We start from the raw sequence: 14,125 nt of genomic DNA, 5'->3' as shown, positions 1-14,125 counted from the left end.
GAGTGAGAATTCATGGCCGATCTGATCGTCGTCTACTGGCGCGACATCCCTGCCCAGGTGATCGTCAAGAAGGGCCGGCAGAACGCCAAGCGCGAACTGCCGCTGCGCTTTACCGAGGCGATCGACATGTGCGCCATGCGCACCGGCGCCGGCGGTACAGACGACTATCTGGCCGAATGGCGCAAAGCCGATCCCATTCCGGTCGGCGACGACCTCGAAGCCGAAGTCGAGAAGGCATTCAACGACATCGACACGAGATATGACCGCGAGCGGCTGGTCGCTCTGGTCAAGGCGGGCGGCAAAGAAAATGTCTGAAACCATTCCTGCCAAGGAGAGGCCGGCTGTTACCCAGGCCACTCTGGTCAAGAAGGCAGCGCCGAAATCCGACTACAAGCCGGCCGACGTGTCGCCGCAGCGTCGCGTGCAGCGTTCCTTCGCGGTCAGATTATGGTCGGTGCGGCACTCGCGATTACTCGAATGGTTCTACGCCAAATTCGCCGACATGTTCCTGCTCCTCCATCCCTTATGGAAAGGCATAGGCTATGGCCGTGTCGAAGGGCCGATCAAATTTGTCGAGAAGCGCGTCAAGGGCTTCATGTTCGACTGCCGCATGTGCGGCCAGTGCATCTTGTCCTCGACAGGCATGTCGTGTCCGATGAACTGCCCCAAGCAATTGCGCAACGGCCCTTGCGGCGGTGTCCGCGCCAACGGCAATTGCGAGGTCGAGCCCGATATGCCCTGCGTCTGGGTCAAGGCCTGGGAAGGCTCGCAGAACATGGTGCACAGCGACAGGATCCTGACCGTGCAGAAGCCGGTCGACCAGTCGCTGCGTGAAACCTCGGCCTGGCTGCGGGTGACCGCTCAGGCGGCCACCGCGCGCGAAGCCGCCGCTGCCGCCAAGAATGAGGCGGCCAGCACCGGGGCGTCGGCATGATCGGCCGCCAGCGCGACGAAAACCCGGCCGGCATCCACCTGCCGCTCGAACCCCTGCCCGGCCACACCTCGCGCGGTCGGCTGGAGCGCGTACTGCGGCGCGGCGAGTTCGCTGTGACGACGGAACTCAACCCGCCCGACAGCGCCGATCCGGAAGACGTCTACAACAGGGCGAAAATCTTCGACGGCTGGGTCGACGCCATCAACGCCGTCGATGCATCGGGCGCCAACTGCCACATGTCCTCGGTCGGCATCTGCGCACTTTTGACCCGCATGGGCTATGCGCCGATCATGCAGATCGCCTGCCGCGACAAGAACCGCATCGCCATCCAGGGCGACGTGCTGGGCGGGGCTGCGATGGGCGTCGCCAACATGCTGTGCCTGACAGGTGACGGCGTCCAGGCCGGAGACCAGCCCGGCGCCAAACCGGTGTTCGACCTCGACTGCATGTCGCTCCTGGAAACCTGCCGCATCATGCGCGACAACGGCAAGTTCCTGTCCGGCCGCAAGCTGACGACGCCGCCGCAGCTTTTCCTGGGTGCTGCGATCAATCCTTTCGCGCCGCCGATCGACTTCCGCCCGCATCGGCTGGGTAAGAAGATCGCCGCCGGTGCGCAATTCGTGCAGAGCCAGTATTGCTTCGACGTGCCGATGTTCCGCACCTACATGCAGAAGGTGTGCGACCTCGGTTACACCGAAAAATGCTTCATCCTGGTTGGTGTCGGACCGCTCGCCTCGGCCAAGACGGCCAAGTGGATCCGCTCGAACGTGCCGGGCATCCATATTCCCGATTCTGTCATCAAGCGGCTGGAAGGCGCCCAGGACCAGAAGAAGGAAGGCAAGCGGCTCTGCATCGACATCATCAACGAGGTGAAGGAAATATCAGGCGTTTCCGGCGTTCACGTGATGGCCTACCGGCAGGAAGAATATGTCGCCGAGATCGTCGATGAATCGGGCGTGCTGAAGGGCCGCCAGCCGTGGAAACGCGAGATCCGTCGCGACGATCAGATGGTCGCCGATCGGCTCGAGCACATACTGCACGACGATGTTACCGAAACGCAGGTGGACATGGTGAAGACCGCGCACTGACGGCGGGGACGGCCACCCATTCGCTTGAACGAAACCAGACAACGATATAAAGAAATCTTTATATCACGGCGGAGAGAATTTATGACCCGTACCATCGTCGCTTCGGCGACACGAGAAATCATCATCGGCTTCGACCAGCCGTTCTGCGTGATCGGCGAACGCATCAACCCGACCGGCCGCAAGAAGCTGGCCGCCGAGATGATCGCGGGCAATTTCGAGACCGTCATCAGGGACGCATTGGAGCAGGCAGCCTGTGGCGCCACCATGCTCGACGTCAATGCCGGCGTCACCTCGGTCAATCCGAACGAGACCGAACCCGGCCTTTTGGTGCAGACGCTGGAGATCGTGCAAGGGCTGGTCGACCTGCCGCTGTCGATCGACAGTTCCGTCACCGCCGCGATCGAAGCCGCACTCAAGGTTGCCAAGGGCCGCCCGCTCGTCAACTCCGTCACCGGCGAGGAAGAAAAGCTCGAAGCCATCCTGCCGCTGGTCAAGAAGTACAACGTGCCGGTCGTCGCCATCTCCAACGACGAAACCGGCATTTCGATGGACCCGGACGTGCGTTTCGCCGTCGCCAAGAAGATCGTCGAGCGCTGCGCCGATTTCGGCATTCCGGCGCATGACGTCGTCGTCGACCCGCTGGTCATGCCGATCGGCGCGCTGGGCGATGCCGGCCGCCAGGTCTTCGCGCTGCTGCGCCGCCTGCGCGAAGAGCTCAAGGTCAACACCACCTGCGGCCTGTCCAACATCTCTTTCGGCCTGCCGCATCGCCACGGCATCAACGCCGCCTTCATCCCGATGGTGATCGGCGCCGGCATGACCTCGGCCATCATGAACCCGGTGCGCCCGCAGGAAATGGAAGCCGTGCGCGGCGCCAATGTGCTGAACGGCACCGACGAGAACTGCACCAACTGGATCCGCACCTACAAGGATTATAAGCCGGCCGAAGGCGGCCAGGCCGTTGCCGCCCCGACGCAAGTCAATGCGCCGGGCGACGGCGCCGGCAATGGCGGTCGCCGCCGTGGCGGCCGTGAAGCCCGGATGGGCCGAGGATAAGCGCGCAATCGTGAATTCACCTGCAAACATCACCGACCCGCTCGTGCTGTTCATGCCGTCGGGCAAGCGCGGGCGGTTTCCTGTCGGCACCCCGGTGCTCGATGCCGCGCGCCAGCTCGGCGTCTATGTCGAAAGTGTGTGCGGCGGACGCGCCACTTGCGGGCGTTGCCAGATCGAAGTGCAGGAAGGCAATTTCGCCAAGCACAAGATCACCTCCTCCAACGACCACATCACGCCCAAGGGCGCCAAGGAAGAGCGCTATGAGCGCGTCCGCGGCCTACCCGAACGGCGTCGCCTCTCCTGCTCGGCACAAATCCTCGGCGACCTCGTCATCGACGTGCCGCAGGATACGGTCATCAACGCGCAGACCATCCGCAAGGATGCCGACACCAGGGTCATCGCCCGCGATGCGGCGATCCGCATGTGCTATGTCGAGATCGAAGAACCCGACATGCACAAGCCGCTTGGTGATCTCGACCGGCTGAAGATCGCGCTGATGCACGATTGGGGTTTGAAAAGCCTCGATTTCGATTTTTATCTGCTGCCGCAGGTGCAAGGCATCCTGCGCAAGGGCAACTGGACCGCGACCGCCGCCATCTACAAGGATGCCGACTCTGAGACAGCGCGCGTCGTAGCACTTTGGCCCGGCCTCAAGAACGAAGCCTATGGGCTGGCCTGCGATATCGGCTCGACCACCATCGCCATGCATCTGGTGTCGCTGCTGTCGGGCCGCGTCGCCGCCTCGTCGGGCACCTCGAACCCGCAGATCCGCTTCGGCGAGGATCTGATGAGCCGCGTCTCCTATGTGATGATGAACCCGGACGGCCGCGAGGGCATGACGGTCGCCGTGCGCGAGGCGATCTCGGGTCTCGTCGACAAGGTCTGCGCCGAAGGCAATGTCCAGCGCAACGACATCCTGGACAGCGTCTTCGTCGGCAATCCGATCATGCACCATCTGTTCCTCGGCATCGATCCGACCGAGCTTGGCGGCGCGCCCTTTGCGCTGGCTGTCTCAGGTGCGGTGCATATCAAGGCATCCGACATCGGCCTGAAGCTTAACCAGGGCGCCAGGCTCTACATGCTGCCTTGCATCGCCGGCCATGTCGGAGCGGACGCGGCGGCCGTCACGCTGTCGGAAGGCCCGCATCGCCAGGACGAGATGATGCTGATTGTCGATGTCGGCACCAATGCCGAGATCGTGCTCGGCAATCGCCAGCGGGTGGTTGCTGCCTCCTCGCCCACCGGCCCTGCCTTCGAGGGCGCCGAAATCTCCGGCGGCCAGCGAGCAGCGCCCGGCGCCATCGAGCGCGTACGCATCGACCCCGATACGCTTGAACCGAAATACCGCGTCATCGGCTCTGAACTGTGGTCCGACGAGCCGGGCTTCCTGGAAAGCGTCCAGGCGACCGGCGTCACCGGCATCTGCGGCTCCGGCATCATCGAAGTGGTGGCGGAGATGTATCTCGCCGGCATCATTTCCGAGGACGGCGTCATCGACGGCGGGCTTTCGGCGCGCTCGCCGCGCGTTACGGCCAACGGCCGCACCTTCTCCTATGTGCTGAAGGACGGCTCCGCCGCATTGATGGAAGATGGGCCGAAGATCACCATCACCCAGACCGATGTGCGCGCCATCCAGCTTGCCAAGGCAGCGCTTTATGCCGGCACCAAGCTGTTGATGGAAAAGCAGAACACCGAGCATGTCGACCGCATCCATTTCGCCGGCGCCTTCGGCTCCTTCATCGATCCGAAATACGCCATGGTGCTGGGCCTGATCCCGGATTGCGACCTCGACAAGGTCTCGGCGGTCGGCAACGCCGCCGGTGCCGGCGCGCGCATGGCGCTGCTCAATCGCGGCTACCGCCGCGAGATCGAGGACACGGTCAGCAAGATCGAGAAGATCGAGACGGCGCTGGAACCGAAATTCCAGGAGCATTTCGTCTACGCCATGGCGCTGCCCAACAAGGTCGATCCGTTCCCGAAACTGTCGGCAGCGGTGAAACTGCCGCCGCGCAAGACGGTCAGCGAGGATGGCGTTGCCGGCGACGCCGCTCCGCGCCGGCGTTCGCGCGAAGGCCACGAGGGGCGGAGGCGTGGACGGGAATAAGCGGCCCGCCCCCGCCAACACCTTTCGAAACTCATTTGCATGCAAATGTTTCCGGATCGTCTGATCCGGAAACCAAAACGCTGTTTTCGTGAAATTCGCCAGATACATGGCAGGCGCATTCAACCGGCATCGAACGGCAGGCAGGAAATATCTTTCAGCCGCTGCAACGCTCCAGGGGAGACAACGATGTCAATGCTCGAAAGCCTGAGCCGCTATGGCACCGCCATCAGACAAGCCCATGACCGCAGCAAGGCGCGGCGCCTGCTGAACAGCCTGCCACCTGAGATCCAGAAGGACATCGGCTGGCCGGTGTCGCCGCGATCCAGTGAAAGGGCATCCCTCAGCAGCGCTATCTGGAGCGCCGCGCGCTGATGACCTTCGCCGACAAATGCAAATTGCTCGGCATGCGCCGGGGACCTCGCATGTCTCCGGCGACCACCAGCAACCGGCTGCGAGCCGCACTTTTACCGCGTCGCTGACCACTGCGGCGCGGATCAAACCGCCGTGTAGACGCGGGCGCAAATCTTGACATTTTCAGCCACGGCACAATCTTTCGATTTAGGGGGTTCTCTTAGTCGGCTTTGGCCGAAGTTCGTGTATTCGCATGCCAAGTTTGAAAAGCCATGTCGTGTCTTTTGTCTTGCGGCACAGCCGTAAGCAGGCATTTGCCAGTCCGGAAAATCTGCAGCGCTGGATCGCGGCCGCGCGCAAGACCGAGAACCACCGGCCGCCCGCCTCGCTGCACCAGCGTCTCGACATCGAGATGCATACGGTCGATGGCTTCCCCGTATACGAAATCCCACCCAAGTCCGGCGAACAGAAGCGGATTCTCTACTTGCACGGCGGCGCCTATGTCTTTGAAATCACGCCCTATCATTGGCACCTGATTGCCGACATGGCGGATCGGTTGGGCTACGCAATCACGGTGCCGATCTATCCAATCGCCCCCGAACATGATTTCCACGCCATGTTCGGAATGGTTGGCGATGTTTACCGGCAGATGCTCGCCGAGACGGAGGCCGAGGACATCGTCTTCATGGGCGATTCGGCCGGCGGCAACATGGCTGTGGTGCTGACCATGATGGCCGCCGAAGAAGGACTGTCCCTGCCGTCACGACATGTGCTCATTTCGCCGGGTCTCGACGTGTCGCTCACCAATCCCGCAGTGTTCGAGGCGGAACGCAACGACCCTTGGCTGGGCATAGCTGGCGGACGAGAGGCGATTCGTCTGTACAGTGCCGGCATCGATCCCAGCGACTGGCATATCAGCCCGGTCTATGGAGACCTGTCAGTGCTGCCAAGAACACTGCTTTTGACAGGCTCGCGCGATCTTTTGACGCCCGACAATCTGATCTTCGCGGAAAAAGCCCGCGCCGCCGGCGTTGAAATCGATCTTGTCTACGAGGAAGGCATGTTCCACGTCTGGCCGCTGATCGACATGCCGGAGGCCCGGCGCGCCCGCGAGCGCATCGTCGAATTTCTCGGGGAGAGCCGGATCGTGCAAGACACGAGACTAAGGCCTGAACAGCGCCCCGCCGAAGCGGCGGAGTAGCTCTATATATCGTCCTTACCAGCCGGTCAGAACTTGCCGGTTTCCCGGAACACTTCGAAGGTCGCGCGGATGTGGTCGGCGACGGCCTTGACCGGCGCGCTGGCGTCCGGCGCCACCACCATCGCCAGATTGTAGGTGCCGATGTCGGGCATGCCGTCCTTCGGGCAGAGTTCGACCATGTCGTTGCCGAGAAACGACTTCGGCAGCGGCGCCACGGCGAGATCGGACATGATCGCGGCGCGCTGGCCGGCCGTGTGCGCGCTCATATAGGCGATGCGGTAGTTGCGGCCCTCGCGGCCAAGCGCATCGAGCGCTCCGGCGCGCCAGGCGCAGCCCTCTTCCCAAAGCGACACCGGCAAGGGCTCGCGCAAATGCGCGCAGCCACCCTTGGCGCCGGCCCAGACAATCGGCTCGGTCAGCAGCACCTCGGCGCCGAGCGCGCTGGTCTTGTAGGAATTGGTCAGCAGCGTGATGTCGAGCGCCCGGTCGTCCATGCGCCGGCGCAGATTGCTACTCTGGTCGATGGTGACGTCGACGGCGATCGACGGATGCGACTGCGCGAAACGCTTCAGCACATGCGGCAGCACGCGCTCGCCGTAATCGTCCGGCGAACCAAGCCGCACGACACCGACAATCTCGGGAATGATGAACTTCGACACCACCTCGCGGTTGATCGACAGCAGCCGGCGGGCATAGCCGAGCAGCATCTCGCCGTCCGTGGTCAGCGACACCGAGCGGGCGTCGCGCGCGAACACGGAGCGGCCGAGAATGTCCTCCAGCTTCTTGATCTGCATGGAGACGGCCGACGGCGTGCGAAAGACGGCATTGGCGGCGGTGGTGAAGCTACCGGTCTCGGCAATCGCCACGAAAGTGCGCAAAACGTCGAGATCGAGCAGTGGCAGCGGATGATTGAGCGGGGCGTTCATGGCAACCGACCTTCAATTTTTCTGATACAAAACATCATTCCATTTCGTTTGATTGAACATCAGATTGGGAGGATAGTCAACTCCATCGAATGAGGCAGCTGCCACAAGCAGCCATGAAACGACCCGACACAGACCTGCATTCGACACGAAATGAAGTTGAAACAAGCCCGACGTAACCAACGCGCTGTCTGGCACCCGCCAGCCACCAAAGGAGAAAGAAATGTCTATCCTGTCGTCTCTTGGTCGCATCGCGACCGAATTCACCGCGGCACGCGCCCGCTACCAGACCGAGCGCGCCATCCGTTCCTTGCCGATCGAACTGCAGAAGGATATCGGCTGGCCTGAGGCTTCCGACACCAAGACCGGTACTCGCAATGGCATCGGATCCTGGGCTGGAGCAAAGTAGATCGTGTGTACTATGTGCTGAAGGCCTGCCGCGCGAACCGCCCGGCAGGCCTCCTCTATTTTATTTGTATTCAAATGAGTTTTGGAGCCATGTCGCCAACGCATGACGCATATGAGAAAGCCGCATAGCAGCTCCTGTTTTCACTTAATGCCTTGTAAATGATCGTAAATTTTGGGCACCTTGCCAAAATCTGTCGCAATCGATGTCGCATTTCATATCAAGCGGTTCGCTTTTGCGATTTAGTTTCTGCTTACACAAGCCTATATCAGCGCCAGCAAACGAGCTGCCCCACTCCATCAAGCGAAGGCGACCCGTCTGAGCAACCGATTGGAGATGATTATGAAGCTTTTTGCCCGCCTCTTTGCCCGCCGCGAAATGAACCTGACCACCGCTCTCGAGCGTCAGCGTCTCGCCAACACCATGCCCGGCCAGACTGGCGCCATGAATGCGGCGCGCCTCGGCTTCGTCGCCTGAAGATTTTCCAGGCAGCGCATCCCTGCCGCTGCTTTAAAACTGCAACGCCGCCTGGCTCCAGCCAGAGCGGCGTTTTTGTTCTGCGCACAGGCTGTACGCTGCCTGTCCCTTGAACAGTTCGTGCCACTTCCGGGCCCCGCTGCACGCCGATTGCCCATTTGCGACCCATGTCGCAAATTTAATCTTGTCGTAGCGGCGTAGCCGATTGACAGACATGGTTTTTCCTGATGTCGCTATGCTATTCGCGACATCCTGTTCGCGCCATGGCTGTGTGAGGTTCCCTTGAACGCCGTAAAGCATCCGATCAAGCGGTCGTTTGTATTCTTCCTTATTCCCGATTTCACCATGATCGCCTTTGCGACCGCGCTCGACCCACTGCGCTCGGCCAATCGCATGCTCGGCTACGAGGCCTATCGCTGGCGCCTCGCCAGCATCGACGGCAAGCCGGTGCGCGCCTCGAACGGAGTCGAATGCGCGGTCAACACGTCGCTCGAGGATGAACGCAAGAAGATGGCAGGCCCAGATCGGCCGAACATGGCCATCGTCTGCAGCGGCATCAATGTCGAGCGCTACCAAAACAAGTCCGCCTTCGCCTGGCTACGCGAGGAATACAATCGCGGCGTCGCCGTTGGCGGCCTGTGCACCGGCGCGCATATCCTCGCCGCCGCCGGCCTGTTGTCCAACAAGCGCTGTGCCATCCACTGGGAGAACCTGCCGGGCTTCTCCGAGGCGTTCCCGAAGGCCAATGTCTTTGCCGACCTCTTCGAGATCGACCAGAACATCTACACCTGCGCCGGTGGCACTGCCGCACTCGACATGATGCTGAAGCTGATCGGCGACGACTTTGACGAGAACCTCGTCAACCGCGTCTGCGAGCAGGTGCTGACCGACCGCGTGCGCAGCCCCACCGACCGCCAGCGCCTGCCGCTACGCGCCCGCCTCGGCGTCCAGAACTCGAAAGTGCTGACCATCATCGAGTTGATGGAAGGCAATCTGTCGGAGCCGCTGTCACTGATCGAGATCGCCGATCATGTCGACCTGTCGCGCCGCCAGATCGAGCGGCTGTTCCGCACCGAGATGGGCCGCTCCCCCGCCCGCTATTATCTCGAAATCCGGCTCGACCGCGCTCGGCACCTGCTGATCCAGTCCTCGATGCCAGTGGTCGAGGTGGCGGTCGCCTGCGGCTTCGTCTCGGCCTCGCATTTCTCCAAATGCTACCGCGAACTCTACGCCCGCTCGCCGCAGCAGGAGCGCGTCGACCGCAAGCAGCTGCTGGCCGCCTGAGCAGAGGTGTCACGTGAGTACGAGAACGACTCGACCCGAAAGACTGGCCGACCGGCGCATCTTTCCTCTCGATGTCGAAAAATGGCTAGCGCTCAAGGCGGCTCTGGACGCCCCGAAAAGTGATCTTCCTCGCCTCAAGCGTCTGTTGAGCGAGCCAAGTATCTTTCCAGATGATCAGGCTGTGTCGGTCTGACTACGCCTGCGCCGTGCGCATCGCCTCGACCCGAATATCCTCGGTCAGCCGCGCTTTCAGCGCCGAGAATTCCGGGCTGGTCTTCAGCGTGTAATGGCGCGGATGCGGCAGGTCGATGGCGACATCCGACTTGATGCGGCCGGGCCGCGCCGTCATCACGATGACGCGCGAGGCCATGAAGATCGCCTCCTCGATGTCATGGGTGACGAACAGCACCGTCTTTTGGCGCCGTTCCCAGATGCCGAGCAGCAGTTCCTGCATCAGACCGCGCGTCTGGTTGTCGAGCGCGCCGAACGGCTCATCCAGCAACAGGATCTCCGGATCGTTAGCCAGCGCCCGGGCGATCGCCGTGCGCTGCTGCATGCCGCCGGAGAGCTGCTTCGGCCAATGGTTCTCGAACCCTTTCAGGCCGACGAGATTGACGTAGGAAGCGACGACCCCGTCCCGCTCCTTTTCGGGCATTCCGCGTTCGCGCAAGCCGAAAGCGATGTTCTGCGCCACAGTCAGCCAGGGAAACAGCGTGTAGGACTGAAAGACCATGCCGCGATCCGGCCCCGGCCGGGTCACCGCCTTGCCGTCGAGCAGCACACGGCCCTCGCTCGATGCTTCCAGGCCCGCGACAATCCTGAGCAGTGTCGACTTCCCGCAGCCGGACGGCCCCAGAATAGTGATGAAGTCGTTGGCGGCGACCGCCAGGTCGATCGGCATCAGCGCCTTGACCGGCTGACCGCCGCGCACGCCGGCAAAGGTGCGCGAAACGCCCTCGATGAGAAGCTTGTTCACGCCAGGCTCCACGGAAAGAGCCAGCGGTTGAAGGCCTTGAAGGCGAAGTCGGACAACAGCCCGATCAGTCCGATGACGATGATGCCGAAGATGATCTGACCCGTCGCCAGCCGCGACTGACTGTTGATGATCATGTAGCCGATGCCGGATGACGAGCCGATCAGTTCCGCGACGATGACATAGGTCCAGGCCCAGCCGAGCACCAGCCGCAGCGTCTCGGCGATCTCCGGCGCATTGGCCGGCATGATCACCCGGTTGACGATGCCGCTGTTGGTGGAACCCAGCGTGTAGGCGGCCTCGACCAGATCGCGTCGTGTGCCGCCAACTTTGACCGCGATGATGAGGACGATCTGGAACACCGAGCCGACGAAGATGACCAGCAGTTTTTCCAGCTCGCCGATGCCGGCCCACAAGATGAGCAGTGGGATGAATGCCGACGCAGGCAAGTAGCGGGCGAAGGAGACAAAAGGCTCCAGAAACGCCTCCACCGGCTTCCAGGCGCCCATCGCGATGCCAAGCGGCACCGCGACGACCGAGGCAAGCAGGAAGCCGCCGAAGACGCGCCAGATGGTGATCAGAACGTCGAGCCAGAAACGGTCTTCGACCAAAAGCCGCCAGCCATCCCGCAGCATCGACAGCGGATCGGCGAGGAAGATGCGGTTGACGTGGCCGCCTAGCGTGATCCAAGCCCAGAAGGCCACGAAAAGCACGAAGAAGGAAATGCCGAGCACGGTTCGGATGCCCGGCGAGACTGGATGCAAGGGGCGCATCGTCAAATCGTCGCCATTTTCAAATGGTCCCCATGCTCAAATCGCGCTTTGTCCAAGAGAAGGCGGCAGCGCCAGGCGCCGCCGCTTGATGGTCAAAGGCCGAACGATCAGTTCGAAACCGCGCTGGTGTCAGCCAACGTGGTGACGTCGGGCGCTTCCTTGATCAGTCCCATCTGCAGCAGCAGTTCGCCAGCGGTCTTGGAAAAGTCCTGGAATTCCTTGGTGAAGAACTGTTTGTTCTCCGCCCGGTCGGCCCATTTCAGGTATTTCGCCGAATCCTCGAATTCCTTGGCCGACTGTTTCACGTCGGCACCCATGGTCTCGTAGGATTTCTGCGGATCGCTCTTGATCAGGTCGAGTGCATCAAAATAGCTGTCGGCCAGCGCCTTGGCGGCATCCGGATTGGTTTTCAGGAATTCGGGTGTGCAGCCCACCGTGTCGAGCACCATCGGGTAGTCGAGCGTCGTCGCCAGGATATGGCCCTGGTCCGACTTGTCGCGCACCGCCGAGATGAACGGCTCGTAGGTGACGGCGGCGTCGTTCTGCCCGGCGAGGAAAGCTTGCGCCGCCGCATCAGGCTCCAGATTGACGACGGTGACGTCCTTCGTCGACATGCCGTTCTTGTTCAGCACCCAGGCGAGCATGAAATAGGGCGACGTGCCCGGCGCCGATGACGCGACGTTCTTGCCCTTGAGATCGGCGACGGTCTTGATGTTGTTGCGGGCGACGATGCCGTCGGCGCCGTAGGATTTGTCGAGCTGGAAGATCTGCTTGGTGGTGACGCCGCTGGCGTTCCACACCAGCCAGGTCTCCACCGTGGTGGCCGCGCATTGCAGGTCGCCGCTGGCGATGGCGAGCGGCCGGCTCGCTTGCGGCACCTTTTTCAGGGTCACGTCGAGTCCGTGTTTCTCGAAGATGCCCGCCTGCTTCGCAAGCGTCAGCGGCGCGAAGCCTGTCCAGCCGCTGATGCCGATAGTGACCGAGGTGGCAGCCATCGCCGGTGCGGACAGGCCGGCGGCAAGTGTCAGAGTTGCGGTAAGAACGGCGATCCTGTTCATGTCGGTTCCCCTTTTGTTTTTGCTGGGGAATTGTCTCACAGACGCCAATCGGCTTGTCAATGAACAGCTTGGTGAGGCAACCGGCAGGCCCGGCTCTGCTGTCGGCCAATGGCTACCACCGCCAGAAATCCATCGTGGCTAATCCAAAATGGCCTCAATAATCGTCGCAGGTGCACTCCGCCGACGATATACGGTCATTCCAGTCGCTGCCGCCGAAATCGCGGATCCGGCGCCGGATCTCGATCGAGCGGCCACCCATCCGGGAGTCCTCATAGGCAATGAGTGTGCAACCCCGGCGCACAATCACCGACGACACACGGTCGTTCCAGAACTGGCCGCCGCGAAAGTTCACGGAATCGTCGGGGCCCATACCGATGGACCGACCGCGAAAATTCGCGTGCTCGAACATCATGCAGGCGGGCTCATCATTGTATTGGGCGCTGGCGGCGTCGGCAAAAAGCACGGACGCGACAGCAGTCAGGATGGCTAGACGTTTCATCTGATGTTTCCTCGGTTTTTGCCGCGGCCCCTCCGACTGGATAGCGCGGTCCGGCCAATTTGCCAATGCTTCGGTCGCCTAGCGGCTGTCAAACATCCAGCTGCGGTTGCGCCACATTTTCTCGCCGACCAGGCAGTCGGTGGCGGGCTTGTCCTGCGCCAATACCACCGGCGGATGCGTGGCTTCTTCTGCCGCCCATTGCGGCGAGGTCGGGCCGGCGAGTTCCAGCACCAGCTTGCGACGGATGGCTTCGGGAAACTGCGTCCAGTCATTGACCGGAATCATGAAGGCTCCGGGTCCGCCGATGACGCAGTCGCTGTAGTAGCGATCGAGATTGCTGACGTCGTAGGCGCCGGAAAAACCGCCTCGCGTCATCAGCGGCAGGCCGTTGATGACGATGCCTTGCTTGATCAGATCGTCGCGGGTCAGGTTGACCGGCGCGCCTTGATTGTTGGGGCCATCGCCCGAAATGTCGATGACCCGCTTCGTGCCCTGGTAGCCGCTTTCGGCGAACAGGTCATTGCCGAACTCCAGCGCTCCGGAGATCGAGGTGCGCCGCGCGCTGTTGGGCGGCTGAGCGGATAGTTGCGCAACCACCCGCTCGGCGTCGGTGCGGCTGGCGATCACCGTCCACGGCACGATGACGCGCTGCCAGTTGGTGCCGGCCCATTCGACATAGGTGACGGCGATCTTGCCATAAGCGCCATCGGCAATGGCCTGCAGCACATTGTCGTGCGTCAGTGCCGCGGCGTAGCCGTGACGCTGGATCTCGAGTTCGTCCGGAGACATCGACAGCGAGACATCGACGGCCAGCACCAGCTCGACATCGACGGGCTCGTCAGCTTGGGCCGCGGGCGTCAACCAGAGCGTCAGTGCGAACGCGGCGCAGCCTGAAAGGAAATGTCTTGCGCAGGCAAAAGCAGACATGCCGCGAAGGTAAGCGAAAACCGTCGGCTTAAAAAGAGAAAAGCCCGGCCGATGGCCAGGCTTTTGCCTTC

The 14,125-nt window shown here is 62.1% G+C and carries 17 protein-coding genes; 11 read left to right on the top strand and 6 right to left on the bottom strand.

Features of this window, described 5'->3' with window-relative positions:
* The first annotated feature begins 12 nt into the window (after positions 1-12).
* The 7 genes from A9K65_RS18195 (at position 13) to A9K65_RS18165 (ending at position 6,734) form a co-directional block, all read left to right on the top strand.
* Positions 13-315: a virulence factor gene (locus A9K65_RS18195; protein ID WP_013531170.1), complete on the top strand. Its 303-nt coding sequence runs from the start codon at positions 13-15 to the stop codon at positions 313-315.
* Positions 308-934 carry a methylenetetrahydrofolate reductase C-terminal domain-containing protein gene (locus tag A9K65_RS18190; protein ID WP_013531169.1) on the top strand — a complete coding sequence of 209 codons (627 nt, stop codon included), beginning with the start codon at positions 308-310 and terminating at the stop codon, positions 932-934. Before A9K65_RS18195 ends, A9K65_RS18190 begins: the two co-directional genes overlap by 8 nt.
* Complete coding sequence (locus A9K65_RS18185; protein ID WP_064993725.1) at positions 931-2,022, top strand: methylenetetrahydrofolate reductase; 1,092 nt, start codon at positions 931-933, stop codon at positions 2,020-2,022. Before A9K65_RS18190 ends, A9K65_RS18185 begins: the two co-directional genes overlap by 4 nt.
* Positions 2,023-2,103: 81 nt before the next feature.
* A complete protein-coding gene (locus A9K65_RS18180) occupies positions 2,104-3,078 on the top strand; it encodes a methyltetrahydrofolate cobalamin methyltransferase (protein WP_013531167.1) in 975 nt (324 codons plus the stop codon).
* Complete coding sequence (locus A9K65_RS18175; protein WP_064994035.1) at positions 3,029-5,182, top strand: ASKHA domain-containing protein; 2,154 nt, start codon at positions 3,029-3,031, stop codon at positions 5,180-5,182. The genes A9K65_RS18180 and A9K65_RS18175 overlap by 50 nt, the downstream gene beginning before the upstream one ends.
* Positions 5,183-5,368: 186 nt before the next feature.
* Complete coding sequence (locus tag A9K65_RS18170; RefSeq protein WP_013531165.1) at positions 5,369-5,554, top strand: hypothetical protein; 186 nt, start codon at positions 5,369-5,371, stop codon at positions 5,552-5,554.
* Between the two features lie 232 nt (positions 5,555-5,786).
* Positions 5,787-6,734 (top strand): alpha/beta hydrolase, encoded by a 948-nt coding sequence (locus A9K65_RS18165; RefSeq protein ID WP_064993726.1) that lies wholly within the window; start codon positions 5,787-5,789, stop codon positions 6,732-6,734.
* A 26-nt stretch (positions 6,735-6,760) separates the two neighbouring features.
* Here the strand turns inward: A9K65_RS18165 and A9K65_RS18160 are convergent, their stop codons facing one another.
* Positions 6,761-7,660: a LysR substrate-binding domain-containing protein gene (locus A9K65_RS18160; RefSeq protein ID WP_013531163.1), complete on the bottom strand. Its 900-nt coding sequence runs from the start codon at positions 7,658-7,660 to the stop codon at positions 6,761-6,763.
* Positions 7,661-7,880: 220 nt separating this feature from the next.
* Here A9K65_RS18160 and A9K65_RS18155 point away from each other — a divergent pair, with 220 nt between their 5' ends.
* The 4 genes from A9K65_RS18155 to A9K65_RS35215 all read left to right on the top strand — a co-directional run bounded on the left by A9K65_RS18155 (position 7,881) and on the right by A9K65_RS35215 (position 10,017).
* Positions 7,881-8,066 carry a hypothetical protein gene (locus A9K65_RS18155; RefSeq protein ID WP_064993727.1) on the top strand — a complete coding sequence of 62 codons (186 nt, stop codon included), beginning with the start codon at positions 7,881-7,883 and terminating at the stop codon, positions 8,064-8,066.
* 339 nt (positions 8,067-8,405) lie between these two features.
* Complete coding sequence (locus A9K65_RS36510) at positions 8,406-8,540, top strand: hypothetical protein (RefSeq protein ID WP_013531161.1); 135 nt, start codon at positions 8,406-8,408, stop codon at positions 8,538-8,540.
* 345 nt (positions 8,541-8,885) lie between these two features.
* On the top strand, positions 8,886-9,824 hold the full coding sequence (locus tag A9K65_RS18140; RefSeq protein ID WP_348625597.1) for a GlxA family transcriptional regulator: 939 nt from the start codon (positions 8,886-8,888) through the stop codon (positions 9,822-9,824).
* 13 nt (positions 9,825-9,837) lie between these two features.
* A complete protein-coding gene (locus A9K65_RS35215; RefSeq protein ID WP_245321833.1) occupies positions 9,838-10,017 on the top strand; it encodes a DUF1778 domain-containing protein in 180 nt (59 codons plus the stop codon).
* Here A9K65_RS35215 and A9K65_RS18135 read toward each other — a convergent pair whose 3' ends face one another.
* From A9K65_RS18135 to A9K65_RS18115, 5 genes are all read right to left on the bottom strand, one after another.
* Complete coding sequence (locus tag A9K65_RS18135) at positions 10,018-10,800, bottom strand: ABC transporter ATP-binding protein (protein WP_013531158.1); 783 nt, start codon at positions 10,798-10,800, stop codon at positions 10,018-10,020. It lies immediately after the preceding gene.
* On the bottom strand, positions 10,797-11,570 hold the full coding sequence (locus A9K65_RS18130) for an ABC transporter permease (RefSeq protein WP_013531157.1): 774 nt from the start codon (positions 11,568-11,570) through the stop codon (positions 10,797-10,799). The genes A9K65_RS18135 and A9K65_RS18130 overlap by 4 nt, the downstream gene beginning before the upstream one ends.
* A gap of 107 nt (positions 11,571-11,677) precedes the next feature.
* Positions 11,678-12,628, bottom strand: coding sequence for an ABC transporter substrate-binding protein (locus A9K65_RS18125; RefSeq protein WP_024501319.1), 951 nt, complete (start codon positions 12,626-12,628; stop codon positions 11,678-11,680).
* A gap of 154 nt (positions 12,629-12,782) precedes the next feature.
* Positions 12,783-13,127: a peptidase inhibitor family I36 protein gene (locus A9K65_RS18120; protein WP_024501320.1), complete on the bottom strand. Its 345-nt coding sequence runs from the start codon at positions 13,125-13,127 to the stop codon at positions 12,783-12,785.
* A 78-nt stretch (positions 13,128-13,205) separates the two neighbouring features.
* Positions 13,206-14,054, bottom strand: coding sequence for a DUF1194 domain-containing protein (locus A9K65_RS18115; protein ID WP_064993728.1), 849 nt, complete (start codon positions 14,052-14,054; stop codon positions 13,206-13,208).
* Positions 14,055-14,125 lie beyond the last annotated feature (71 nt).

It is taken from the genome of Mesorhizobium sp. WSM1497, from assembly GCF_001672455.2.
In the GTDB taxonomy this organism is placed as follows: domain Bacteria; phylum Pseudomonadota; class Alphaproteobacteria; order Rhizobiales; family Rhizobiaceae; genus Mesorhizobium; species Mesorhizobium ciceri.
Note: the sequence above shows the minus strand (reverse complement) of the source record. Positions and strands in the feature narration are given on the sequence as shown.

Bases quoted from the DNA above. Each gene is read 5' to 3' on its own strand.
- A9K65_RS18195 (WP_013531170.1), top strand. From the start codon at position 13: ATGGCCGATCTGATCGTCGTCTACTGGCGCGACATCCCTGCCCAGGTG.
- A9K65_RS18190 (WP_013531169.1), top strand. From the start codon at position 308: ATGTCTGAAACCATTCCTGCCAAGGAGAGGCCGGCTGTTACCCAGGCC.
- A9K65_RS18185 (WP_064993725.1), top strand. From the start codon at position 931: ATGATCGGCCGCCAGCGCGACGAAAACCCGGCCGGCATCCACCTGCCG.
- A9K65_RS18180 (WP_013531167.1), top strand. From the start codon at position 2,104: ATGACCCGTACCATCGTCGCTTCGGCGACACGAGAAATCATCATCGGC.
- A9K65_RS18175 (WP_064994035.1), top strand. From the start codon at position 3,029: ATGGCGGTCGCCGCCGTGGCGGCCGTGAAGCCCGGATGGGCCGAGGAT.
- A9K65_RS18170 (WP_013531165.1), top strand. From the start codon at position 5,369: ATGTCAATGCTCGAAAGCCTGAGCCGCTATGGCACCGCCATCAGACAA.
- A9K65_RS18165 (WP_064993726.1), top strand. From the start codon at position 5,787: ATGCCAAGTTTGAAAAGCCATGTCGTGTCTTTTGTCTTGCGGCACAGC.
- A9K65_RS18160 (WP_013531163.1), bottom strand. From the start codon at position 7,660: ATGAACGCCCCGCTCAATCATCCGCTGCCACTGCTCGATCTCGACGTT.
- A9K65_RS18155 (WP_064993727.1), top strand. From the start codon at position 7,881: ATGTCTATCCTGTCGTCTCTTGGTCGCATCGCGACCGAATTCACCGCG.
- A9K65_RS36510 (WP_013531161.1), top strand. From the start codon at position 8,406: ATGAAGCTTTTTGCCCGCCTCTTTGCCCGCCGCGAAATGAACCTGACC.
- A9K65_RS18140 (WP_348625597.1), top strand. From the start codon at position 8,886: ATGATCGCCTTTGCGACCGCGCTCGACCCACTGCGCTCGGCCAATCGC.
- A9K65_RS18130 (WP_013531157.1), bottom strand. From the start codon at position 11,570: ATGCGCCCCTTGCATCCAGTCTCGCCGGGCATCCGAACCGTGCTCGGC.
- A9K65_RS18125 (WP_024501319.1), bottom strand. From the start codon at position 12,628: ATGAACAGGATCGCCGTTCTTACCGCAACTCTGACACTTGCCGCCGGC.
- A9K65_RS18120 (WP_024501320.1), bottom strand. From the start codon at position 13,127: ATGAAACGTCTAGCCATCCTGACTGCTGTCGCGTCCGTGCTTTTTGCC.
- A9K65_RS18115 (WP_064993728.1), bottom strand. From the start codon at position 14,054: ATGTCTGCTTTTGCCTGCGCAAGACATTTCCTTTCAGGCTGCGCCGCG.